Origin of the sequence: Arthrobacter sp. NPDC056886 (genome assembly GCF_042788715.1) — a bacterium.
In the GTDB taxonomy this organism is placed as follows: Bacteria; Actinomycetota; Actinomycetes; order Actinomycetales; family Micrococcaceae; genus Arthrobacter.
On sequence record NZ_JBHUBT010000001.1, the window covers coordinates 201,313 to 224,153 of the forward strand.

At 64.0% G+C, this 22,841-nt stretch carries 22 protein-coding genes and 2 tRNA genes; 14 read left to right on the top strand and 10 right to left on the bottom strand.

Translation table 11 applies throughout. The annotated features are described in order from the left end of the window. Positions 1-15 precede the first annotated feature (15 nt). Genes ACFRJ8_RS00965 through rpmH form a run of 5 tightly spaced genes read right to left on the bottom strand, consistent with a single transcriptional unit; the run spans position 16 to position 2,575 of the window. Positions 16-606 carry a protein jag gene (locus ACFRJ8_RS00965; protein WP_377984290.1) on the bottom strand — a complete coding sequence of 197 codons (591 nt, stop codon included), beginning with the start codon at positions 604-606 and terminating at the stop codon, positions 16-18. Next, on the bottom strand, positions 606-1,583 hold the full coding sequence (gene yidC / locus ACFRJ8_RS00970; RefSeq protein WP_377984291.1) for a membrane protein insertase YidC: 978 nt from the start codon (positions 1,581-1,583) through the stop codon (positions 606-608). Before yidC ends, ACFRJ8_RS00965 begins: the two co-directional genes overlap by 1 nt. Positions 1,584-1,599: 16 nt before the next feature. Then, entirely contained in the window at positions 1,600-1,995 is a 396-nt protein-coding gene (gene yidD / locus ACFRJ8_RS00975) for a membrane protein insertion efficiency factor YidD (protein ID WP_377984292.1), read from the bottom strand. After that, the gene (rnpA, locus tag ACFRJ8_RS00980) at positions 1,988-2,398 is read right to left on the bottom strand and encodes a ribonuclease P protein component (protein WP_091560741.1); all 411 of its coding nucleotides are present in this window, start codon (positions 2,396-2,398) and stop codon (positions 1,988-1,990) included. Before rnpA ends, yidD begins: the two co-directional genes overlap by 8 nt. A gap of 39 nt (positions 2,399-2,437) precedes the next feature. Beyond that, on the bottom strand, positions 2,438-2,575 hold the full coding sequence (rpmH, locus tag ACFRJ8_RS00985) for a 50S ribosomal protein L34 (protein WP_003800212.1): 138 nt from the start codon (positions 2,573-2,575) through the stop codon (positions 2,438-2,440). A 464-nt stretch (positions 2,576-3,039) separates the two neighbouring features. Here rpmH and dnaA point away from each other — a divergent pair, with 464 nt between their 5' ends. From dnaA to ACFRJ8_RS01040, 11 genes are all read left to right on the top strand, one after another. Then, the gene (gene dnaA, locus ACFRJ8_RS00990; RefSeq protein WP_277524928.1) at positions 3,040-4,461 is read left to right on the top strand and encodes a chromosomal replication initiator protein DnaA; all 1,422 of its coding nucleotides are present in this window, start codon (positions 3,040-3,042) and stop codon (positions 4,459-4,461) included. A 603-nt stretch (positions 4,462-5,064) separates the two neighbouring features. Beyond that, on the top strand, positions 5,065-6,189 hold the full coding sequence (gene dnaN, locus ACFRJ8_RS00995) for a DNA polymerase III subunit beta (RefSeq protein ID WP_091560743.1): 1,125 nt from the start codon (positions 5,065-5,067) through the stop codon (positions 6,187-6,189). 100 nt (positions 6,190-6,289) lie between these two features. Further along, positions 6,290-7,174, top strand: coding sequence for a phosphogluconate dehydrogenase (NAD(+)-dependent, decarboxylating) (gnd, locus tag ACFRJ8_RS01000; RefSeq protein WP_377984293.1), 885 nt, complete (start codon positions 6,290-6,292; stop codon positions 7,172-7,174). Between the two features lie 27 nt (positions 7,175-7,201). Then, on the top strand, positions 7,202-8,422 hold the full coding sequence (gene recF, locus ACFRJ8_RS01005) for a DNA replication/repair protein RecF (protein WP_377984294.1): 1,221 nt from the start codon (positions 7,202-7,204) through the stop codon (positions 8,420-8,422). Continuing rightward, entirely contained in the window at positions 8,419-8,982 is a 564-nt protein-coding gene (locus ACFRJ8_RS01010; protein ID WP_377984295.1) for a DUF721 domain-containing protein, read from the top strand. Before recF ends, ACFRJ8_RS01010 begins: the two co-directional genes overlap by 4 nt. Before the next feature lie 413 nt (positions 8,983-9,395). Then, complete coding sequence (gyrB, locus tag ACFRJ8_RS01015) at positions 9,396-11,495, top strand: DNA topoisomerase (ATP-hydrolyzing) subunit B (protein ID WP_377984296.1); 2,100 nt, start codon at positions 9,396-9,398, stop codon at positions 11,493-11,495. A gap of 60 nt (positions 11,496-11,555) precedes the next feature. Continuing rightward, positions 11,556-14,294, top strand: a complete 2,739-nt coding sequence (gene gyrA, locus ACFRJ8_RS01020) for a DNA gyrase subunit A (RefSeq protein WP_377984297.1) — start codon at positions 11,556-11,558, stop codon at positions 14,292-14,294. Then, positions 14,291-14,947: a DUF3566 domain-containing protein gene (locus tag ACFRJ8_RS01025; RefSeq protein ID WP_377984298.1), complete on the top strand. Its 657-nt coding sequence runs from the start codon at positions 14,291-14,293 to the stop codon at positions 14,945-14,947. The genes gyrA and ACFRJ8_RS01025 overlap by 4 nt, the downstream gene beginning before the upstream one ends. A gap of 98 nt (positions 14,948-15,045) precedes the next feature. Further along, positions 15,046-15,119, top strand: a tRNA-Ile gene (locus ACFRJ8_RS01030). A gap of 69 nt (positions 15,120-15,188) precedes the next feature. Then, on the top strand, positions 15,189-15,305 hold the full coding sequence (locus tag ACFRJ8_RS01035) for a DLW-39 family protein (protein ID WP_216699097.1): 117 nt from the start codon (positions 15,189-15,191) through the stop codon (positions 15,303-15,305). A 72-nt stretch (positions 15,306-15,377) separates the two neighbouring features. Further along, a tRNA-Ala gene (locus tag ACFRJ8_RS01040) sits at positions 15,378-15,453 on the top strand. Between the two features lie 60 nt (positions 15,454-15,513). On the opposite strand, the gene ACFRJ8_RS01045 is transcribed toward ACFRJ8_RS01040, so the two are convergent. Further along, a complete protein-coding gene (locus tag ACFRJ8_RS01045) occupies positions 15,514-15,882 on the bottom strand; it encodes a cupin domain-containing protein (protein ID WP_377984299.1) in 369 nt (122 codons plus the stop codon). A 131-nt stretch (positions 15,883-16,013) separates the two neighbouring features. Between ACFRJ8_RS01045 and ACFRJ8_RS01050 the strand changes: the two genes are divergently transcribed. Then, positions 16,014-16,958 (top strand): DMT family transporter, encoded by a 945-nt coding sequence (locus tag ACFRJ8_RS01050; protein WP_377984300.1) that lies wholly within the window; start codon positions 16,014-16,016, stop codon positions 16,956-16,958. 57 nt (positions 16,959-17,015) lie between these two features. Here the strand turns inward: ACFRJ8_RS01050 and ACFRJ8_RS01055 are convergent, their stop codons facing one another. Both ACFRJ8_RS01055 and ACFRJ8_RS01060 read right to left on the bottom strand, forming a co-directional pair. Beyond that, positions 17,016-17,888 carry a glycosyltransferase gene (locus ACFRJ8_RS01055; RefSeq protein WP_377984301.1) on the bottom strand — a complete coding sequence of 291 codons (873 nt, stop codon included), beginning with the start codon at positions 17,886-17,888 and terminating at the stop codon, positions 17,016-17,018. Between the two features lie 213 nt (positions 17,889-18,101). Further along, the gene (locus ACFRJ8_RS01060; protein WP_377984302.1) at positions 18,102-19,088 is read right to left on the bottom strand and encodes a hypothetical protein; all 987 of its coding nucleotides are present in this window, start codon (positions 19,086-19,088) and stop codon (positions 18,102-18,104) included. Positions 19,089-19,243: 155 nt separating this feature from the next. Between ACFRJ8_RS01060 and ACFRJ8_RS01065 the strand changes: the two genes are divergently transcribed. Continuing rightward, entirely contained in the window at positions 19,244-19,789 is a 546-nt protein-coding gene (locus ACFRJ8_RS01065; RefSeq protein ID WP_229993508.1) for a peptidylprolyl isomerase, read from the top strand. Between the two features lie 9 nt (positions 19,790-19,798). Next, the gene (locus ACFRJ8_RS01070; RefSeq protein ID WP_377984303.1) at positions 19,799-20,668 is read left to right on the top strand and encodes a rhomboid family intramembrane serine protease; all 870 of its coding nucleotides are present in this window, start codon (positions 19,799-19,801) and stop codon (positions 20,666-20,668) included. A gap of 1,058 nt (positions 20,669-21,726) precedes the next feature. Here ACFRJ8_RS01070 and ACFRJ8_RS01075 read toward each other — a convergent pair. Continuing rightward, on the bottom strand, positions 21,727-22,332 hold the full coding sequence (locus ACFRJ8_RS01075; protein ID WP_377984304.1) for a DNA-3-methyladenine glycosylase I: 606 nt from the start codon (positions 22,330-22,332) through the stop codon (positions 21,727-21,729). Positions 22,333-22,437: 105 nt separating this feature from the next. Then, positions 22,438-22,692, bottom strand: coding sequence for a cell division protein CrgA (locus ACFRJ8_RS01080; protein ID WP_377984305.1), 255 nt, complete (start codon positions 22,690-22,692; stop codon positions 22,438-22,440). Positions 22,693-22,841 lie beyond the last annotated feature (149 nt).

The window sequence follows — 22,841 nt, forward strand, 5'->3', positions numbered from 1 at the left end:
AAGCTAGTCAACGGTTCAGTCTGCGGAGACAACGATATGCCTGTCGGCGCCTTCGCCTTCGGACTCGCTGACGAGTCCCAAATCGGCGACGGCGTCGTGCACGATCTTGCGCTCGTAGGCGCTCATCGGGGCCAGGGCAACGGCCTCGCCGGAATCCTTAACCGCGGCGACGGCGTCTTCAGCGATCTTCTGCAGGTCGCCGGCACGCTCCGCACGGTACCCGTTGATGTCCAGGACCAGGCGGGACCGGTTTTCCGTCGCGGACAGCACTGCGAGCCGCGTCAGCTCCTGGAGCGCCTCGAGGACTTCGCCGTCACGGCCCACCAGGCTCTCCAGCCCGGCCGACTCTTCTTCGGCAACGATCGAGATATACGTGCGACCGTTGCGGACCTCGATGTCGATGTCGCCATCGATGTCCGCGATGTCCAGCAGCTCCTCAAGGTAGTCCGCAGCGACGTCGCCTTCTTCTTCGAGGCGGCTTGCGGAAATACTCTTGCCGGTGCCGGCCTCCGCGCCCTGGGCTACGTCCTCAGACGAGTCCTGGACCGCGTCCTGGTCGTCGTCAAACTCAGCGGAAATAGCGTTTTCGGTGCTCTCGGCAGACATTACTTCCTCTTCCTGTTCTTACGCTGCGGCTGGACGCGCTGGGACTTGGCTTCCACGACGGCCGCGGCGGAAGCCGCCGCTGCCTCGGCGTCGGCCTTTTTGCCGCCCAAGAGGGGCAGTGCGGGCAGGCCCTTGGCTGCCCGGCGCTCTGCGAGAGCCTTGGCGGCCGGCGATCCCGGGGTAGGCATCCGCCGGATCACGAAGAACTGCTGCCCCATGGTCCAAAGGTTGGTGGTGGTCCAGTAGATCAGGACGCCGATGGGGAAGTTGATGCCGCCCACGCCGAAGACGATCGGCAGGATGTACAGCATCATTTTCTGCTGGCGCATGAACGGGCTGGCCAGGGCCTCTTCGGACATGTTCTTGGCCATGATCTGTTTCTGCGTGATGAACTGCGAGGCCGTCATGGCCAAGATCATCACGATGGAGAGGATCCACACGGCAACCTCGCCGCCAGCGGTGCTGCCGTGCAGCAGCGATGCCGACAGCGGAGCGCCGAAAATGGTGGACTCGTCGAACTGCTTGACCTGCTCGGCGCTCATGGCACCAATGCCATGGCCGCCCGCCTTCGCCGAACTAATGCCGGAGAGCACCTGGAAGAGTGCGAAGAAAAAGGGCATCTGGATCAGCATGGGCAGGCAGGCCGAGAACGGGTTGGTGCCGTGCTTCTTGTACAGCGCCATCTGTTCCTGCGCCATGGCCTGGCGGGACAGCTGGTCGGTCTTGCCCTTGTACTTGTCCTGCATCTTCTTCAGGTCGGGCTGCAGCAGCTGCATGCCGCGCTGGGCCTTGATCTGCTTGACGAAGACGGGAATGAGGGCGGCGCGGATGACCAGCACCAGCCCGATGATGGACAGGGTCCACGTCCAGCCATTGGCGGCCGGCATGCCGATGGCGCTCAGGCCATCGTGGAAGCCCACCATAATGGCCGACACAAGCCACTTGAACGGAAACATGATTGTTTCAAAGAAGTCCATACGATATCCCTATTCGTCAGGCCGCAGAGCGGCCTTCTCCATCAGTCTGAGCAGCCAGGTATTTGTCCGGATTGTTCAGCACAACAATTGTGGGGGTGCGGTCTGCGGGCCACTCGCGTTTGCCGGCGGGGACATGGTCCACACCACCGGCATTCCAGGGATGGCAGCGCGACAGACGCCTCGCCGCGAGCCAGCTTCCTTTCACCGCGCCGTGCACGGTGATCGCCTCGAGGGCGTAGGCCGAGCAGCTGGGGAAGAAGCGGCAAACCTGGCCGTACAGCGGTGAGATCACCTTGCGGTACGCCAGGAGCGACAGAATGAGGACGTTGCGGGGCAAGTTCCAGACTGCCCGGCCCAGCCATGCTGCTGTGGATTTTGCAGGAGGGACGACGGCGGCAGTTGAGTTACGCACGCGGGGTCCCTTCCTGTGTTGTCTCGTAAGAACCTGGTGAAGCAGCCTCTGGAAGGCGGTTGCCGAGCCGTTTCATGGTCGTCTCCAAAGCGGCGTCATAGTCGGCGAGCAGCTGGTCCCAGCTGGCCCCCGCCGCGGCGGGCAGTGCCCGGACCACGATGGCGAACCCGCTGCCGTATTTCTGCAACGACAATGCACCGGCTTCTCTCAGTCTCCTCTTAACGAGGTTCCTGACAACAGCGTTCCCGACACTCTTGGAAACGATGAATCCGATCCGGCTTGGTTCATCGGCAGCGAGAGCTGCCGCATATAACACTACGTTCCGGCGTCCATTGCGGACACCGGAACGTACAGTTGTTGAAAAATCGGTTGATGTCCGCAGACGGTTCCTGGTGGCTAGCACCGTTCAACTCGCACAGGGATGGACCGACGAGTCAGTTATTTAGGCCGACAGTTCGGTGCGGCCCTTGCCACGACGGGCTGCCAGGATGGCACGGCCGGCACGGGTACGCATACGAAGGCGGAAGCCGTGCTTCTTGGCTCGACGGCGGTTATTCGGCTGAAAAGTCCGCTTGCTCACGTTAGTTACTCCAGTGGATCAAAGGTGCGCCCACCCGATCAAGGGGAAGAACTGGCCGACGCTAAGTTTTGGTATGTGCCGCTTCCCTCGTAACTCGCACGACGCGGAGCGTCAGGCGAGATTCAGATGAGGCGAAAAGCGTACACATGGGACTTCACAACGTTAGGGCTTGCCGACCTCCCGAGTCAAACCGGGGGTCGCTCCGCAAGCTATCCCCAGCTGTGGCTAACTGCTCCCGCAGCCTGTGGATGAAGTGCGTCACGCGCCCCTTTTGAGAACCACAACGGTGTAATTATCCACAGGACTGAACCCAGCTATCTTCTAGCGTTTTCATCCCCTACAGTGTCTCAGTAACCCCTTATCCACGGACTGTGCATAACCCTGTGGATTGAGCCGGGCCGGTGTACCGCTCCGGACCGCGTGGATGCACGTAATGCAGGCCAGCAAGTTTGAGGAACTGATTGATGACAGTAGACGAAGCCAACCAAGCCAACACTGTCGGAAGTTCCTGGCGGCGGGTTGTGAGCCTTCTGGAGAACGACCACCGTGTCTCTCCCCGGCAGCGCGGCTTCGTCATCCTGGCCCAGGCCCAGGGCCTGATCGGCTCCACCCTTCTGGTGGCCGTCCCCAACGAACTCACCCGCGAAGTGCTGCAGACCCAGGTCAAGGAAGCCCTCGACGACGCCCTCCGCAGCGTGTTTTCCGACGAGATCCGCTGCGCGATCGACGTCGACACCGATCTGGTGCCCCTGCACACAGAACCCGAACCCGACGTCGAACTTTCCCTCGCCGCCGACCCGACCGTGGAGTTGAAGCCGCAGCCGATGCTGCCGAGCACTTCGCACGAATTCGGCCGCCTCAACCCGAAGTACGTCTTCGACACGTTCGTGATCGGTTCCTCCAACCGGTTCGCCCACGCAGCCGCCGTGGCTGTGGCCGAGGCACCGGCGAAGGCCTACAACCCGCTGTTCATCTACGGCGACTCCGGCCTTGGCAAGACCCACCTGCTTCACGCGATCGGCCACTATGCCCGCCGGCTCTACAGCGGGATCCGTGTCCGCTACGTCAATTCCGAGGAATTCACCAACGACTTCATCAACTCCATCCGAGACGACGAAGGCACCAGCTTCAAGACCACCTACCGCAACGTGGACGTGCTGCTGATCGACGACATCCAGTTCCTGGCCGGCAAGGACCGGACGCTGGAGGAGTTCTTCCACACCTTCAACGCCCTGCACAACAACAACAAGCAGGTGGTCATCACCTCGGACCAGCCGCCGAAGCTGCTGGCCGGCTTCGAAGACCGCATGAAGTCGCGCTTCGAATGGGGCCTGCTGACCGACATCCAGCCGCCCGAACTGGAGACCCGCATCGCGATCCTCCGGAAGAAGGCCCTCAGCGAGGGCCTTTCCGCCCCGGACGATGCCCTCGAATACATCGCCTCGAAGATTTCCAGCAACATCCGCGAGCTTGAGGGTGCCCTCATCCGCGTCACGGCGTTCGCCAGCCTGAACCGGCAGCCGGTGGATGTGGCCCTGGCCGAAATGGTGCTTAAGGACCTCATCACCGACGACGGTGCCCAGGAGATCACCTCGGCCCAGATTCTCACGCAGACGGCCGACTACTTCAAGCTCAGCATGGAAGAGCTCTGCAGCAAGTCGCGCACCCGCACGCTGGTGACCGCACGGCAGATCGCAATGTACCTGTGCCGGGAGCTGACGGACATGTCCCTGCCCAAGATCGGGCAGGAGCTGGGCGGCCGTGACCACACCACCGTGATCCACGCCGACCGCAAGATCCGCGAACTCATGGCCGAGCGCCGGGTCATCTACAACCAAGTGACCGAACTGACCAACCGGATCAAGCAGCAGCAGCGTAATTCCTGAGCCGTCCGTCGGCGCACTCTTACCTTATTAACAGGGCCCTGTGGACAACCCTGTGGATACTTAAGGGGACAACCGCGGTTAATGGGCTTAAAACCCTTAAGGCGCCTGTGGATCAGCGAACCGGCCAAAAAACTTGTCCCCATCCACACCCTGTTTAAAACCTGCTCCGCCCACAGTCCATGAACAGGGCTTAACCGCGGAATCGCACGGCAGGATCGAGTTATCCACAGTTTCCACAGCAGTTATTAACACTACTAATCCCAAGAAAATGAAATTCCCTCAAACAACAATCTCGTTCCCACCTCCGAGCAGTGCCCAGGCCCGTTCCGGACCGGCACAGCAGACCGGCCCCGCGAACAACACTGATGTAACCCGGGGATGGGAGAAACGCTCACCTTGGGGCTAAGCTGTCTGCAGTGCGTCCGTCCCGGACATCTTTTGTGGTTCCCAACGGGCCATGAGGCCCGGGAAGGGCGGACGATTCCCTTGTTGACGGAATTCGGCTGTTGACGGAGTTCGGCGTCCCTGCCGAGGTCCGCGGCAGCTTGAGCAGTCCTAACGATTTTCGGCACTAACAGCAGCAATGAAAGGCGGCACCCTTCCGTGAAGTTCAGAGTCGAACGGGACGTCCTGGCAGAAGCCGTGACTTGGACCGCCCGGTCGTTGTCTCCGCGGCCGCCCGTTCCCGTACTTTCAGGCCTGCTCCTGAAGGCTGAAGCCGGTACCGTCAGCCTCTCGAGCTTCGATTACGAGACCTCCGCGAGGCTCGAAATCCCTGCTGACATCAGCACCGAAGGCACCATCCTGGTTTCAGGCCGCCTGCTCGCGGACATCTGCCGCAGCCTGCCGTCCGCACCCGTCGAGGTCGAAACCGACGGCAACAAGGTGACACTCACGTGCCGCCGAAGCAGCTTCCACCTGGCCACGATGCCCGAGGCCGAATACCCGCCGCTGCCGGCCCTGCCCACCATCAGCGGCACCGTTCCCGGCGATTCGTTCGCCCAGGCGGTGTCCCAGGTGATCATCGCAGCCAGCAAGGACGACACCCTGCCGATCCTGACCGGCGTGCGGATGGAAATCGAGGACGACCTCATCACCCTCCTGGCCACCGACCGCTACCGCCTGGCCATGCGGGAAGTCCCGTGGAAGCCTGTGACTCCCGGCATCTCCACGAGCGCTCTGGTCAAGGCCAAGACCCTCAACGAAGTGGCAAAAACACTGGGCAGCAGCGGCGACATCAACATCGCCCTCGCCGACGACGACAGCCGGCTGATCGGCTTCGAGAGCGGCGGCAGGACCACCACCTCGCTTCTGGTGGACGGCGACTACCCGAAGATCCGTTCGCTTTTCCCGGACTCCACCCCCATCCATGCCACCGTGCAGACCCAGGAACTGGTCGAAGCCGTCCGCCGTGTCTCGCTCGTGGCCGAACGCAACACCCCTGTCCGGCTCGCCTTCACCCAGGGCCAGCTGCACCTGGATGCCGGCACCGGCGAGGACGCCCAGGCCTCCGAAGAACTCGAAGCCCAGCTGTCCGGCGAGGACATCACCGTGGCCTTCAACCCGCACTACCTGATCGAGGGCCTGAGCGTCATCGAAACCAAGTTCGTGCGCTTCTCCTTCACCACCGCGCCCAAGCCGGCCATGATTACAGCGCAGCAGGACGCCGAGGGCGAGGACCAGGGCGACTACCGCTACCTCGTCATGCCGGTCCGGCTGCCCAACTAGCGCAGCCGCTGCTGCCCTGGACCGCCGGGACAGCAGCAGCCCGCTGGCCGGCACGGCCGTCCCCCAACGAAGCACCCCAGCGCAGAAAAGAGTTCATCCCGTGCACATCGGACTAATCGGCCTTGGCAAAATGGGTTTCAACATGCGCGAACGACTGCGCAACGGCGGGATCGAGGTCACCGGCCTCGACCGCAACCCGGACATCACCGACGTCGCCACCGTGGACGAACTCATCGCCGCCGTCCCGGCGCCGCGACTCATCTGGGTGATGGTCCCCTCGGGCGACATCACCGATGCCGTAATCACCGAGCTCGGCACCAAGCTCGACGCCGGCGACCTCGTGATCGACGGCGGCAACTCCCGGTTCACCGAAGACCAGAAGCACGGCGCGGCACTGGCCGAAAAGGGAATCAGCTTTGCGGACTGCGGAGTCTCCGGCGGAGTCTGGGGTCTCCAGAACGGCTATGGCCTCATGGCGGGCGGCGACGCCGCGGACATCGAACGGGCGCTGCCCGTCTTTGACGCGCTCCGTCCCGCCGGCGAACGCGCCGACAGCTTCGTGCACGTCGGCGGCATTGGTGCCGGCCACTACGCCAAGATGGTCCACAACGGGATTGAATACGGCCTGATGCAGGCCTACGCGGAAGGCTACGAACTCCTGGCCGCAAAGGACATCGTCGCCGATCTGCCGGGGACGTTCCGGGCGTGGCAAAAGGGCACTGTTGTGCGCTCCTGGCTCCTGGACCTCATGGTCAAGGCCCTGGACGAGGATCCCGGACTGGAATCGATTTCGGACTACGTCGAGGATTCGGGCGAAGGCCGCTGGACCGTCGAGGAAGCAATCGCCAATGCTGTGCCGGCACCAGCAATCACGGCTGCGCTGTTCGCCAGGTTCTCCTCCCGCGAGGACAACTCGCCGGCCATGAAGATGGTGTCCGCGCTGCGCCACCAGTTCGGCGGCCACGCGACCCGGCCGGCCAATTAATCTTGCCTGCGAAGTCCTGAATCCCGCGTGTACCTAGAAAAACTCTCGCTCACAGATTTCCGCAGCTACGCCCAGGTCGATCTCAGCCTGGAGCCCGGAGTCACCGTCCTGGTGGGCTCCAACGGCATCGGCAAGACCAACCTGATGGAAGCGATCGGGTATCTGGCCACACTCAACTCGCACCGCGTCAGCACGGACGCGCCGCTGCTGCGCTTTGGCACCGAGCGGGCGATGATCCGAGCCAAGCTGGTCCGCGGTGAGCAAGCCACCGTGCTCGAACTGGAAATCAACGCGTCCCGGGCCAATCGTGGGCGCATCAACCGGAGCAACCCGGTCCGCGCCCGGGACCTGCTTGGCATCTGCCAGACGGTGCTCTTCGCCCCGGAGGACCTGGCCCTGGTCAAGGGCGATCCGTCCAACCGCCGCCGGTTCCTGGATGAACTGCTGGTCAGCCTCATGCCGCGCCACGCCGCGACCAGGAGTGACTATGACCGGGTGCTGAAGCAACGGAACGCGCTGCTCAAATCGGGGCGGACCGGAAAATTCACCGCCGGCCACGAGGCAACGCTCGATGTCTGGGATCAGCACATGGCCCGGGCCGGGGCCGAACTGCTGCACGCGCGCCTGGAGCTTGTGGACCGCCTGCAGCCACACCTGAGAAACGCCTACGCGCAGCTGACCGACGGCTCCAAGGAGGCCGCTGCGGTGTACCGTTCCACGCTGCAGGACATCATGGATGACGACGGCGCTGGCGCCAGTTCTGCGACCAGACCTGCGGATGGCCCCGCCGCGGCGGCCGAGCCGGCGGAGGACCTGCGCCTGCTCTCCGTCGGGCAGCTCACCGACCGCTACATCCAGGCCTTTGCCGCATCCCGCCGCAAGGAACTGGAACGGGGCATCTCCCTGGTCGGGCCGCACCGCGACGAGCTTGAGCTGGTGCTGGGATCCGCCCCGGCCAAGGGCTATGCCTCGCACGGGGAAACCTGGTCCATGTGCCTGTCCCTGCGGCTGGCCTCCTACTACGTCATGCTCGATGACGCCCGCACCGGAGGCTCGCCCCCGATCCTGATCCTGGACGACGTTTTTGCCGAACTTGACGTCCAGCGGCGGCGTAAACTGGCGGCAATAGTATCCGGCGCCGAGCAGGTGCTGGTCACTGCCGCCGTCGAGGCCGATATCCCGGCGGAACTGACCGGCCGGCGGGTGAAGGTCATCCCCGGAGGAATCGATGAGCAGGAAAATCGATGAATAAGGATACCGACGGCGGCCTGCAACCGGGCCGCGACCCCGACGACATCGATGCCGCGCAGGCCGCACTGAACAGGATGCGCGATGCCGCCGCGGCCCGCGGCGAAATCCGGCGCAAAGCTCCGCCCCGCCCCGGCGCCGCCGCCCAGAAACCCGGCCGCACGGCGCGGGGAACCCGCGGGTTCTCCCAGTTCCATGGCACCGGCCGGGATCCGCTGGGACTGGGAAAGGTTGTGGGACGCCTCGTGGCCGAACGAGGCTGGAGCTCGCCGGTGGCCGTCGGCTCCGTCATGGCGCAGTGGGCCGTGCTGGTGGGCCCGGAGATCTCGGCCCACTGCACCCCTGAGAGTTTCACTGACACCACCTTGCATGTGCGCACCGATTCCACGGCGTGGGCGACCCAGCTACGGCTGCTCAGCAGCAGCCTGCTGGAGAAATTCCGCACCGACCTGGGTGAGGGCGTTGTCACCAGCATCCAAGTGCTCGGACCGGCCGCGCCGAGCTGGCGCAAGGGCCTCCGGACGGTCAACGGCCGAGGGCCCCGCGACACGTACGGCTAGCCCCGCCGGCCCAGGCACGCGCCGGATCTGAAGCACTTCTTGCAAAAAACCTTGAAAAATCCGCAAGCGGCGTGTAGGGCGCTCGAACGCCCCTGAGTCGTATAGGCACCCTAGGGCTGGACCCCGAATGCCTTGCAGGGGGAGCCAGCGGCCTCTCAGCGGCACTTTCCCGCCCGTTTGGCCCCCTGGAATGCGGGTTTGGCTCCTATAACACGATAGAATCGGTGTAGATAACTGGGCGCCGGTGAAGCGTTGACTGAGTCCGTTTCCGACGCAATTTCAGCGTGCGGCGGACGGGATCCCAAGTCAGCGGAACACCCGGCGTCATCAGTGACGCGCCTGTTGGCAGGAGCCTTTTCCACGGAAGGGGCAACGGCCGGCCTTCAACGAACATAGAGGAGTCGAAAGCGCCTGTGGCTAACGACAATGCAGAGATCCCGGCAGTGGAAGACGTAGCGGAAGCGGTAGTGCAAGGGGCGGCGGCAGCGCCGTCCTCGGGGACCGCGACATCGCGCGAATACGGCGCCAGCGACATCACCGTACTTGAAGGCCTGGAAGCTGTCCGGAAACGTCCCGGCATGTACATCGGTTCCACCGGACCCCGCGGTTTGCACCACCTGGTCTACGAGGTGGTGGATAACTCGGTGGATGAGGCCCTGGCCGGTTACTGCACGCACATCGAAATCGTGCTGCAGGCCGACGGCGGCGTCAAAGTGGTCGACAACGGCCGCGGCATTCCCGTGGACATGCACCCCACCGAGCACAAGCCCACCGTGGAAGTCGTCATGACGATCCTGCACGCCGGCGGCAAGTTCGGCGGCGGCGGTTACGCCGTCTCCGGCGGCCTCCACGGCGTCGGCATTTCGGTGGTCAACGCCCTTTCCAGCCGCGTCGACACCGAGGTCCGCCGCCAGGGACACGTCTGGCGGATGTCCTTCGCCGACGGCGGCAAGCCTCAAGGCGGCCTGGTCCAGGGCGAGGAAACCGCCGAAACCGGCACCACGCAGACGTTCTATCCCGATGCCACCATCTTCGAGAGCACCTACTTCGACTTCGAAACACTGCGTGCCCGCTTCCAGCAGATGGCCTTCCTCAACAAGGGACTGCGCATCACTCTGACCGATGAGCGCCGCGCTCCGGAGGAAGCGTCCGACGACGACGACCTGGACCTGGACACCGTCCCCACCGAAGGCGAAATCCCCGCGGAATTCCACACCGTGGTCTACCAGTACGACGACGGGCTGCTGGACTACGTCAAGCACCTGAACTCCGGCAAGAAGGTCGATGTGGTCCACGAGGACGTCATCGCCTTCGAGACCGAGGACACGGAACGGCACATCGCCCTGGAAATGGCGATGCAGTGGACCAACGCTTACTCCGAGAGCGTCCACACCTACGCCAACACAATCAACACGCACGAAGGTGGCACGCACGAAGAGGGCTTCCGGGCCGCGATGACTTCACTCATCAACCGCTATGCGCGGGAGAAGAACATCATCAAGGAAAAGGAAGAAAACCTCACCGGGGACGACATCCGCGAGGGCCTGACGGCAGTCATTTCCGTGAAGCTCTCCGAGCCGCAGTTTGAGGGCCAGACCAAGACCAAGCTCGGCAACTCCGAGGTCAAGGGCTTTGTCCAGCGCGTTGTCACCGACGGCCTGGGCGACTGGCTCGAGCGCAACCCCGGCCCCGCCCGGGACGTGATCCGCAAGGCCATCTCGGCCGCGCAGGCCCGCATGGCCGCGCGGAAGGCCCGGGACAACGCCCGCCGCAAGAGCCCGCTGGAATCCTTCGGCATGCCCGGCAAGTTGTCCGACTGCTCCTCGAAGAACCCGGAGAGGTGCGAGGTCTACATCGTGGAGGGTGACTCGGCCGGCGGCTCCGCCAAGCGCGGCCGCAACCCGGAGACCCAGGCCATCCTGCCGCTGCGCGGCAAGATCCTGAACGTCGAGCGGGCCCGGCTGGACAAGGCGCTCGGCAATGCCGAGGTGCAGTCCATGATCACGGCGTTCGGCACCGGCATTGGCGAGGACTTCGATATCGCCAAGCTGCGGTACCACAAGATCGTGCTCATGGCCGATGCCGACGTCGACGGCCAGCACATCACGACGCTGCTGATGACGTTGCTGTTCCGCTACATGCGCCCGCTGATCGAAAACGGCTACGTCTACCTGGCCCAGCCGCCGCTGTACCGGATCAAGTGGTCCAATGCGCCGCACGATTACGTCTATAGCGACCGTGAACGCGACGCGAAGCTGCTCTCGGGCTCGGCCGCCGGCCGACGCATCCCCAAGGACAACGGAATCCAGCGCTACAAGGGCCTCGGCGAGATGGACTACACGGAACTGTGGGACACCACCATGGACCCGGACCACAGGACCCTGCTGCAGGTGACGATGGACGACGCCCTGGCGGCCGACCAGATCTTCTCGGTCCTGATGGGCGAGGACGTTGAATCGCGCCGCAACTTCATTCAGCAGAACGCCAAGGACGTTCGGTTCCTGGACATCTAGGGGCGCAAGCCCGCCTAATATTCCAGAGCTGATATATACCTGAAACGGAAAATATAGACTATGAGTGACGAAACACCCGAGGTGCCGGCCGGCTCCGAGCCCGTCCTTGAAGGCGCCATCCTCGACGGCGACGTACTGACCGACCGCGTCGAGCAGGTGGACCTGCAGACCGAAATGCAGCGCTCCTACCTCGACTACGCCATGGCCGTGATCGTGGGCCGTGCACTGCCGGATGTCCGCGACGGCCTCAAGCCCGTCCACCGCCGCGTGCTCTACGCGATGTTCGACGGCGGCTACCGCCCGGACCGCTCTTTCAACAAATGCGCCCGTGTGGTGGGCGAGGTCATGGGCCAGTACCACCCGCACGGCGACACCGCGATCTACGATGCTTTGGTTCGCCTGATCCAGGACTGGACCATGCGCTACCCGCTGGCGCTCGGGCAGGGAAACTTCGGCTCGCCCGGCAACGACGGCGCGGCCGCCCCGCGGTACACCGAGACCAAGATGGCGCCCCTCGCCATGGAGATGGTCCGGGACATCGACGAGGAAACAGTCGACTTCCAGGACAACTACGACGGCAAGAACCAGGAACCGACCATCCTGCCGGCCCGGTTCCCCAACCTGTTGGTCAACGGCTCCTCGGGCATCGCCGTCGGCATGGCCACCAACATTCCGCCGCACAACCTCCGCGAAGTCGCCGACGGCGTCCAGTGGTACCTCGCGAACCCGACCGCCAGCCGCGAGGAACTACTCGAAGAGCTCCTCCTGCGCATCAAGGGACCGGACTTCCCGACCGGCGCCACGATCCTCGGCCACAAGGGCATCGAAGATGCCTACCGCACCGGCCGCGGCTCCATCACCATGCGCGCGGTGGTCAGCGTCGAGGAACTCCAGGGCCGCACATGCCTGGTGGTCACCGAGCTGCCGTACCAGGCCAACCCGGACAACCTGGCCATCAAGATCGCCGAACTGGTCAGGGACGGCAAGATCTCCGGCATCGCCGACCTCCGCGACGAGACCTCGGGCCGCACGGGCCAGCGCCTGGTGATTGTGCTCAAGCGTGACGCCGTGGCCAAGGTGGTGCTGAACAACCTCTACAAGCACACCCAGCTGCAGGACAACTTCGCCGCCAACATGCTCGCCATCGTTGACGGGGTGCCGCGCACGCTCAGCCTCGACGCGTTCATCCGCCACTGGGTCACCCACCAGATGGACGTCATCGCCCGCCGCACCCGGTACCGGCTGCGCAAGGCCGAGGAGGAAGCACACATCCTCCGCGCCCTGCTCAAGGCGTTGGACATGCTCGACGAGGTTATCGCACTCATCCGCGCCTCCAACACCACCGAGGCCGCGCGCGACGGGCTGATGGAACTGCTCGACATCGACGAAACCCAGTCCCGGGCCATCCTGGACATGCAGCTGCGCCGGCTCGCGGCGCTGGAACGCCAGAAGATCCAGGACCGCCATGCCGAACTCGAGGCCCTGATCGCCGAGTACAACTCGATACTGGCGTCCGAGGAACGCCAGCGCGAGATCATCAGCACGGAACTGGCCGAAATCGTGGCCAAGCACGGCGACGACCGCCGCACGAAGGTGCTCATGGGCTTCGACGGCGACATGTCGATGGAGGACTTGATTCCCGAAGAGGAGATGGTGGTCACCATTACCCGCGGCGGCTACGTCAAGCGCACCCGCAGCGACAACTACCGCTCCCAGCAGCGCGGCGGCAAGGGCATCAAGGGCGCCCAGCTGCGCGGGGACGACGTCGTGGAGCACTTCTTCGTCACCACCACGCACCACTGGCTGCTGTTCTTCACTAACCTCGGACGCGTCTACCGGGCCAAGGCCTACGAGCTCGCCGAAGCCGGACGCGACGCCAAGGGCCAGCACGTGGCCAACCTGCTGGCCTTCCAGCCGGACGAGCACATCGCCCAGGTGCTGGACCTCCGCGACTACCAGCACGCCCCGTACCTGGTGCTTGCCACCAAGCGCGGCCTGGTCAAGAAGACCCGGCTCGAGGACTACGACACCAACCGGTCCGCCGGCGTGATCGCCATCAACCTGCGCGACGGCGACGAGCTCGTCTCGGCCCAGCTGGTTTCCGAAACCGACGATCTCATGCTGGTCTCCCGCAAGGGGCAGTCCGTCCGCTTCACCGCGACGGACGATGCGCTGCGTCCGATGGGCCGCGCCACTTCCGGCGTGACCGGCATGAAGTTCCGCGAGGACGACGAACTGCTCGCGGCCGACGTCGTCAAGGACGGCTCATATGTCTTCATCGTCACCGAAGGCGGCTTCGCCAAGCGGACGGCAGTGGAGGAGTACCGGCTCCAGGGCCGCGGGGGGCTCGGGATCAAGGTCGGCAAGTACCAGGAGGAGCGCGGGCACCTTGTCGGTGCCCTGATTGTCCAGGAAGAGGATGAAGTCCTGGTGGTCATGGAGGGCGGCAAGGTGGTCCGCTCCTCGGTCACCGGTGTGCCGGCCAAGGGCCGCGACACTATGGGTGTGATCTTTGCCAAGCCGGATAAGAACGACCGCATCATCGCCGTTGCACGCAACAGCGAACGCGGGCTGGAAAGCGACGACTCGGCCGACGGCGAGAACACAGGTGAAGATACAGGCGAGGGTGCAGTTGACGACGCCGGAAATCGGGCTTCCGCGCCGGATGACGTAACGTTGGCTGGAAATGGCGGATTGCATGACAACTCCGCAGTGGCAGAATCAGTACCGGCCCCGGAGTCAGATGAGTCATCAGGCAATGCCGAGCTGGACGAAGACAACACCGGAGGTAACGAGTGAGTAATTCCGACTCATATCCCAAGCCCAGCAGCGGCGTGCCGGGCGGAGTGCGGCAACCCGCCGCCGCACCGCGCGTAGGCGGCGCTCCCTCGCGTCCGCAGCAGCGCCCTGGCGTGTCCGGCGCGGCCGCAGGAACGGGACAGCGTCCCCCCGCGCCCGGCCAGCGCCCGACGGTCCCCGGCCAGCGCCCCGCTGTCCCGGGCCAGCGCCCCGCTGTCCCGGGCCAGCGCCCCGCCCAGTCCGGCGGGCAGGGAACAGCCGGGCTAATCAAGCCAGCTCCCAAGGCCAAGGTGCGCCGTGCCAGGCTGCTGGTCAGCAAGGTGGACCCCTGGTCCGTGCTGAAGATGGCCTTCCTGCTCTCCGTGGCGCTGGGAATCGTTACGGTCGTGGCGGCCATCGTGCTCTGGACCGTTTTGGATCTGACCGGGATCTTTGACCAGGTGGACAGCCTGCTGGGGACCCTCGCGGGCTCCGAAGGCGGCGGCTTTGAACTGAAGAAGGTAGCGTCCCTCGGGCAGGTGGCCTCGTTCGCGACCATCATCGCCGTGATCAACGTGGTGCTGCTGACGGCCCTGTCGATGCTTTCGGCGGTGCTGTACAACATTGCGGCAACGCTCGTGGGCGGTATCGGCGTGACCCTCACGGACGACTAATTCCCGCACTTTTCCGCGGAATACCGCGGGAAAAGGCCTCGATTTGAGATCGGGCCGGGATGTGCTGTACAGTCATATCTCGGCCCGATGAGGCATCGGGGCGTATAGCTCAGGCGGTTAGAGCGCTTCGCTGATAACGAAGAGGTCCCAGGTTCAAGTCCTGGTACGCCCACGGAACCTGTACTGGTTCTGATAGAGGTTAGTGAAGGTTCGTCAATGACTGAACCGGAACGGAGTGCATGTGAAGAAGTTGCTGGTTATCGCAGCCACGGTCGCAGGCGTTCTCCTCTACAGGAAAGTGCAGGAATCCGAAGCCCGGAAAGTGATCTGGAGCAATTCAACCGATACGGTTGACTAGCCCGGAAACTGGGGATGGACGCTGGAAATCAGCTCGCCGGACCTAGGGTATGATTGTCGGGTTGCTTCTTATGGGGGCATGGCGCAATTGGTAGCGCACCTGCTTTGCAAGCAGGGGGTTCGGGGTTCGAGTCCCCGTGCCTCCACCATAGGAAAAGCCCCGGACCGCGGAAACGCGGTCCGGGGCTTTTTTCATGCCCTTTTCGAAGTCACTCCTTAGGTTTGGCGTAATCTGCCATGCCTTGCCAGTCGATGAACACATACGGCTCGTCGCCGAGTACCCAGGCATCATGCCCCGGCGGGATGACGCCGAAGTCGCCCGGCCCGAATTCGAGTTCTTCGCCGTCATCCATGACGACTTTGATGCGTCCGGAAATCGTGTAGCCGGTATGGCTGGCCATGCAGCTGTCAGTTTTGGCGATCGGCTTGACGTGATCTGACCATTTCCAGCCAGGGAGGAATGTGGCCCGCCCCACCGGGCCGGAGTCCAGGTTGACGAGGTCCACCCGGCCCATGCCCTGGGCAACAGGACGTGTTTCTTCGGGATTGTCCAGGCTCTTGCGGATCATTGACGCCATGATGGTCTCCTTGTTCGATGATGGCGAGATCGGGATGTGAGACCGCGACTTAAGGGTGGCACTGGGGTATGTACCGGTCAAGGCGTAGCGGCTGCAGGGGACACCGAGGTCCGTCCCATTAGGGTTGGAACGTGAACTTCTTACTTGCAGCCGTCGGGGTGCTCGGGGTGGCCTCGTCCGGGCCGCTGACTGCCGCCACGCTGGGCGCCACGTCGGTCAGCGCCCTGGCCATTGCTTTCTGGCGTAACGCTATCGGAGCAGTGGTGATGGCCGGTCCCGTTGTGGTCCGCAACCCCCGTCAGTTCGCAAGGGTGACCGGTGCCGAGTTCCGCTGGTCGCTCGCCGCTGCGGTGGCCCTGGCCCTGCACTTTGCGTGCTTCATTACGTCCCTGCAGCTGACCTCCGTCGCGGCGGCGACGGCGCTGGTGTGTCTTCAGTCAGGCTGGATCGCGGTCTTCCAACTCTTCCGGGGAGTTCGGCACCGCTGGCCGGTCTTGGTAGGGCTGGGGCTCGCCTTCGGCGGTGTCGTGGCGATCACCGGTTTTGATATGGGCACCTCGCCCGAGGCTCTCGTGGGCGATCTCCTGGCCGTGGCCGGCGGCGCCCTTGCGGGCATCTACACGCTCGCCGGAGGCAAGGCGCGGCAGAGCCTGGGCACCGGGGTCTACACAACCCTGTGCTACGGCATGTGCGCCGCGATTGTGGCCGGCATGGCACTGTTGGCCGGACAGCCGCTGGCGGGGTTCGAAGCCAGCGGCTGGTTGGGGATCCTCGCGATCACCGTGTGCGCCCAGCTGGTGGGGCACACTGCGTTCAACTATCTGCTGGCAACCATGAGCCCGCTGCTGGTGTCCATGATCATCCTGCTGGAAATCCCCGGAGCGGCCCTTTTGGCTGCCGCCTTCCTGGGCGAGACGCTCCCGGCCGGGACCTATGCCGGACTGTCCATGATCCTGGTGGGGCTAGCCGTCGTGGTCCTTGGGCAGCGCGGCTCACGCCCAGTCCGGGGCACGGCCGAGGGGCGCACTGCGGAGGGCCCCGGTTCGGAGCGGCTGGCGGAGCTCGGCACGGACTAGGCGCCGGCTGGGCCGCGCTTGGTGGCCGGGCCTAGTGGCCGTGTTGGTGGGGCGGGCCTATTGGCCGCCGCGGCGGGTCGGCTGTGCCGCGTTGACCGTGTGAATGGCGCGGAGCAATTTTGCCGGGAAATAGACCGAGAAGAAGACCACCATGGGTGCCTTCAGTGCCATTTTCTTGACGTTGTGGGCCTTGTAGGTGCGGTCAAAGCGCGTCACGTAGTAGCGGTAATCCCGCGGCGAATCCTCGAGCCGCCGGGCCGACATGCCCGAGATCATCTGCGGCCAGTACTGGATCCGGAGTTCGTGGTCGGCCAGGTGCAGCGAAAGATCGATGTCCTCGTGCATCTCGTCCCGCTCGTCCAGGCAGGCTTCTGCACGGATGGTTTCCCAGGCCGAGCGGCGTAGCGCCATGTTGGAGCCGAAGAGGAAGTGATACTGGTGCTTGGCAAGCCTGAGCATTAGCTGACGCATTTTGTCGTCCGCCTTGAGCCCAAAGCGGCGCATAGGCATGTCGTAGTAGACCACCGGCCCGGTCGCGGCGTGCACCGACTCGTCAGCGAAGGCGTTCTGTACCTGCTCCACCCAATCCGGTTCCAGGACGGAATCGGCATCGATCCGGCCGAGGATGTCGCCCGTGGCGTGGTCCAGACCGAAGTTGCGAGTAGGGATCAGCCCCTGATCGCGGTCCTGGCTGAGCAGGATGATGGGACTCTCCGGATACTCCAGCTGCATCTGCCGCACGATCTCCGCCGTGCGGTCCTTGGACAGGTTGTCTACCACAATGATTTCGTGGGCAGGCACCGACTGATAGACCGCGGCGATCAGACACTGCCGGATGACACTTTCCTCGTTGTACGCCGGGATCACAATAGATACAGCCGGTGGCGGAGCAGTAAGCACGGCATCCTGGGGTGATCTATGGGGTGACATCACCACAAATTTAGCATCTAGCCTGCCGTTTGATGGGGGACCGCGACGCACCTGCGCAGTCCGGGTAACATCCGCCGCGTGAAACCTACCGTGTGAAACAAAAGGAGGGATCCCGCCGAAGCGGAATCCCTCCTTGGGAGAATGCGGGACACCTGCCGGCAGCCGGACTGCCCTTGGCAGGGTCGCGGCTCAGCCGGCCTTTGCCAGCCGGAGCTACTGGCCCGGCTTGTTCGCCCCGTTGTTCAGGTTGGCCGCAATGTTGCGGACGGCGGTCTTGGCATCGGTGGCAACCTTGGCCGAAGTCTTCGCGGTGTCGTCGGCAGCGTCCTTGGCCGCTTCCTTCGCCTTGTCCGCCGCGGCAGCTACGGAATCGGATGCCTCTTTGGAAGCTTCGGCCGCAGTGTCCGCTGCCGCAACAGCCGCGGAGCCAACCTTGTCGGCGGCGTCGTCCTTCAGCGTTTCGCTGGCGGGGGCGGCGGGGGCAGGCGCTACCGGCGTCGGGACCTTCCAGGGGTCCTCCACGGGCCGGGAGGCCTTCCAGGCGGCGACACCGGCGGCAGCTGCGGCAGCGATGATGCCGAAGATCAGCAGGCCGCGGTGCTTAGGTTTCTGCTGCTTGGCGAGCTTGGCATTGGCCGTCTTGCTAACTTCGGTGGCGGCCGCCTTGATGTTCTTTCCCGCCTTCTTCGCATGTCCCTTAGCAGTCTGGGCCTGTGCCTGGACGCCGTGGACCACGCCGGAATCAACAAGCTTCTGTGCGACGGCGTCCACGTGGGCCGGAGCGTTTTCCAGAGTGCGGTGGACGGCCACGGAAGCCTGTCCGATCTGGTCGGAAAGCCTGGGCAGGTACTCGACTACCACCCGGTCTCGTGCGTTGAGGATCACCGGTGCCGCCTTGTCTACAGCCTCGTGCAGTCGCGGAGTCGCGTTTTCCGCGGCGTCGTGGATCTTCGGCGCAAGCTGGGCCAGGCCATCCTGGAGGCGCGGGGTGACGGTGGCGACGCCGCCGGCCAGATTGTGGGCTGCCGACTTGAGCCCCTCCTGGATTTTGGGAGAGGCGGTATCCAGCCCATGCTGCAGGCGGGGAACAGCCCAGTTCACGGCAGCCTCAACCCGCGGTGCCGCCCAATCCTTGGCGCTGTCTACTCCGGTGCTGACTGACTGCTCCAGGTCACGGGCAATACGATCCGTTTTCTTCACAACTACCTCCCGATTAATGTGACGGTTCTGCTGTTAGCCTACGTGTCTAGGAACGCACCGGCTATTCTTCAGACCGATTTCCAGTGGATTTCACCCAGCGCGGAACTGACTGTGCGGCCCTATGTGGGCGGAGCCGTCATGGAAGAATAGGCGCTATGACTGCCAACGCAACCGCAAAAGCCACTATCCACACGAGCCTCGGCGACATCGTCGTCAACCTCTATGGCAACCACGCGCCGAAGACCGTAGACAACTTCGTCGGGCTGGCCACCGGTGAGAAGGCCTGGACCCACCCGGAAACGGGCGAGGACAAGACCGGCACGCCGCTCTACAACGGCACCATCTTCCACCGCATCATCAAGGACTTCATGATCCAGGCCGGGGATCCCCTGGGCCGCGGCACCGGTGGACCGGGCTACAAGTTCGACGATGAAATCCACCCGGAACTGACCTTCAACGAGCCGTACAAGCTGGCTATGGCCAACGCCGGGGTCCAGATGGGGCGCGGCACCAACGGTTCGCAGTTCTTCATTACCACCATCCCCACCGGCTGGCTGCAGGGCAAGCACAGCATCTTCGGTGAAGTCGCCGATGAGGACTCCAAGAAGGTCGTCGACGCGATCGAAGGCGTCCGTACCGGCATGGGCGACCGCCCGGTCGAGGATGTCACCATCAACAGCATTGATATCGAAAAGCTCTAACCCCACACCATGAGCTACGGAGTTCCGGCGGCAGAGCCGTCCGCAGAGGTCCCGGTATGCCCCAGGCACCCGGACCGGCCCGCCTATGTGCGCTGCCAGCGGTGCGGGCGCCCTGCGTGCCCAGACTGCCAGCGGGCGGCCGCCGTCGGATTCCAATGCGTTGACTGTGTCAACGAAACCAAACGCACGACGCCGACTGTCCGGACCGTCTACGGCGGCGCCGTGAGCGCCGGCAAACCCGTGGTCACTTACGTGATCATCGGGCTGTGCGCCCTTGTCTATGCACTGCAATGGATAGTTCCCAACGACGGGATCTACCAGCAACTGGCGTACGCTCCTGCCCTGACTGACGTTGAACCGTGGCGGCTGCTCACCTCGGCGTTCCTGCACTCGCAGGGATTCCTGCTCCACATCGTCCTGAACATGTATACGTTGTGGATTTTCGGCCAGATCCTTGAGCCGCTCCTTGGCCACGCCCGCTTCCTGGCCATCTACCTGCTCTCGGCCGTCGGCGGCTCGGTCGGGTTCCTCCTGCTGACCCCGGTGTACCCCGTGAACGGCCCCGTCGGTCTCGTGGGCGCCTCCGGCGCCATCTTCGGTTTGTTCGGCGCGCTGCTGGTGGTCCAGCGACAGCGCGGCGGAGAAGTCCGCCAACTCATAGTCCTGATCGCCATCAACGGCGTCATCGGCTTCATGGTGCCCCAGATCGCCTGGCAGGCCCATCTCGGCGGCCTCATGACCGGTGCCCTGAGCGCCGCTGTGATTGCCTATACCCCCCGCGGCCCCCGCCAGACCCTGCTGCAGGCCATCGGCCTGGCCGGGGTCCTTGCCCTCGTGATCGTCGTGTCCGTCGTCCGGATGGCCGGCGCCAGCGCTTAGCCGCTCCTTTAGCCCTGCCAATTCCCGGTAGCATTCGGCGGGCCTGGGTTTGCTGTCCGCACCACCCTCCATCCTCGCCTTTGGTCCCCTCCTTGCTTCCCAGAGGAGGGGACCTTCGCGCGTGCCATCTCGGGCCGAAGCCGCAACGCCCGAATTCAGTCCCAATGCCTAAGATCACAGGTGCGGCCCGAAAGTTTTCCACAAGGGTTATCCACATTGTTAATAACTTACAACCGTGTAGTTCCTAGTGGGCACCCGGATCTGACCGCCCGTGCTGGCGATTTTGCCGTGGTCAGGTGATGCGGCCGGCCTGATCTCCACACCTGTGGATAACTCCTGTGGGCTGCCCTGTGAGTAAGTGGACAACTGTGATCCGCGAGCCCGCGCTCCGCCGGCCGGAATGACGCCTGGCGCTGTCTCTGGCGCGAGTACCTGTCGCGCCACCGCCGCGTCGTCTACGCCGCACTGCCCCTACCCATGCTGTCGCCTCTGCTGGCGGATGGGGATGGGAGAGTGCCACAGAGCCCGGCCATAGGAATGAACGGTCTTGGGACAGCCGCAGTGTGTTTCAACAGGGTTATTCACAGTGTTAATAACTCGATGGTCGAACTCTCCGGGGGAACTAACCCGGCTCATGGCCCCCCAGCGGGGCTAGCGGCTCCCAACCTCCCGTCGTTATCCCCAGTTGTGGATAACTTGTGGGTAGTGGGGTGTTATTAAGTGGATAACTTGCCGGGTTACTTCTCAGCGCGGTAGGGCGGCTTCATTCGGGGAGCGGGCCTGTCAAGGGAGGACGCCGCAGCGCCACGCCAGGTCTGATCGGGCCGATGGGCGGGGTCCGCCGTACTTCTCCACAGGCAATCCACACTGTTAATAACTTACAACCCTGTAATTCAACGCCAACCGTGGATCTCATCATCCGCGCTGGGCCCGGCTGTGGCCTTTAAACCGAGCCGAAACGCTGGGACAACTCGGAAACTTATAAACAATGTGGATAAGTTTCCCCAGACTTGTGCACAGCTGTGGATAAGCTCGGGACGCCCCATCCAACCCGGCCGTCAGTGCGGCCAGACGCCCGACGTTCCACGCCGGTGGCTGTCCAGCAGATGGGTGTCCACCATTCCGATAGCCTCCATCAGCGCGAACATCGTGGTGGGCCCGACGAAGGCAAAGCCCTTCTTGCGCAGCGCCTTCGAAAGCGCGATGGACTCGGCAGAGGTGGTGGGGACCTGGTCGAGCGAGGTGGGCCGGGGCGTGGCCGCAGGCTGGAATCCCCACACGAAGTCAACCAGGCCGCCGTCGTCCCTCAACGCCAGAGTAGCGCGGGCATTGGTAATGGTTGCCTGAATCTTCAGCCGGTTCCGGACGATCCCGGCATCGAGCATGAGCCGCTCTACGTCGGCGTCCGTAAACAGGGCCACGAGGTCCGGGTCGAAATCCTTGAATGCCGCCCGGAAAGCAGGACGCTTGCGCAGAATCGTGGCCCAGGACAGCCCCGCCTGGAACCCCTCGAGGCTGATCCGTTCGTACAGGCCCTGCTCATCCCGGACGGGCATGCCCCACTCGTTGTCGTAGTACTCGCGGAGCATGGGATCAACTGACGCCCACGCCGGCCGCGCCAGTCCGTCGTTGCCAATGGTTGAGCCGCTTACTGCCGGGGTCATCTGGATTCCTTCGCTGGGGCTGAGATTAGTGTCGGGGTTTAACGACGGCGGGCCGGCACACTGTGTGTACCGGCCCGTCAGGGAATTGCGCCACGGGGGCCTGGTTCAGGAACGCCAGCGTGTGGTCATCAGGAAGCCGATGATCGCGATTCCGAATCCGGCGACGATGTTCCACGAGGCCCAAGCCTGAACCGGGAAGGCGCCTTCGGTGATGTAGAACGTGATGATCCACAGCAGGCCAACGATCATCAGGCCAAACATGACGGGCTTGAACCAGACCGGATTGGGCTTGTAGGCCTCCGCAGCAGAAGTCTGCGGGGCCACACGGGCAGTCCTTTTACGCGGCTTCGACTCGGGCACTGATCCTCCTTGGCGGGCTGGAACAAGAGCGGCAACGTGGCTTGATATCCTGCAGGAAGTGAGCCCCGCCGGCCAACGCACTCTTGGTCAAGTTTGAATTCTTTTATCGGAGCCAATTCTAGCTGTAGTTCCGGCCACACCGTGGACCC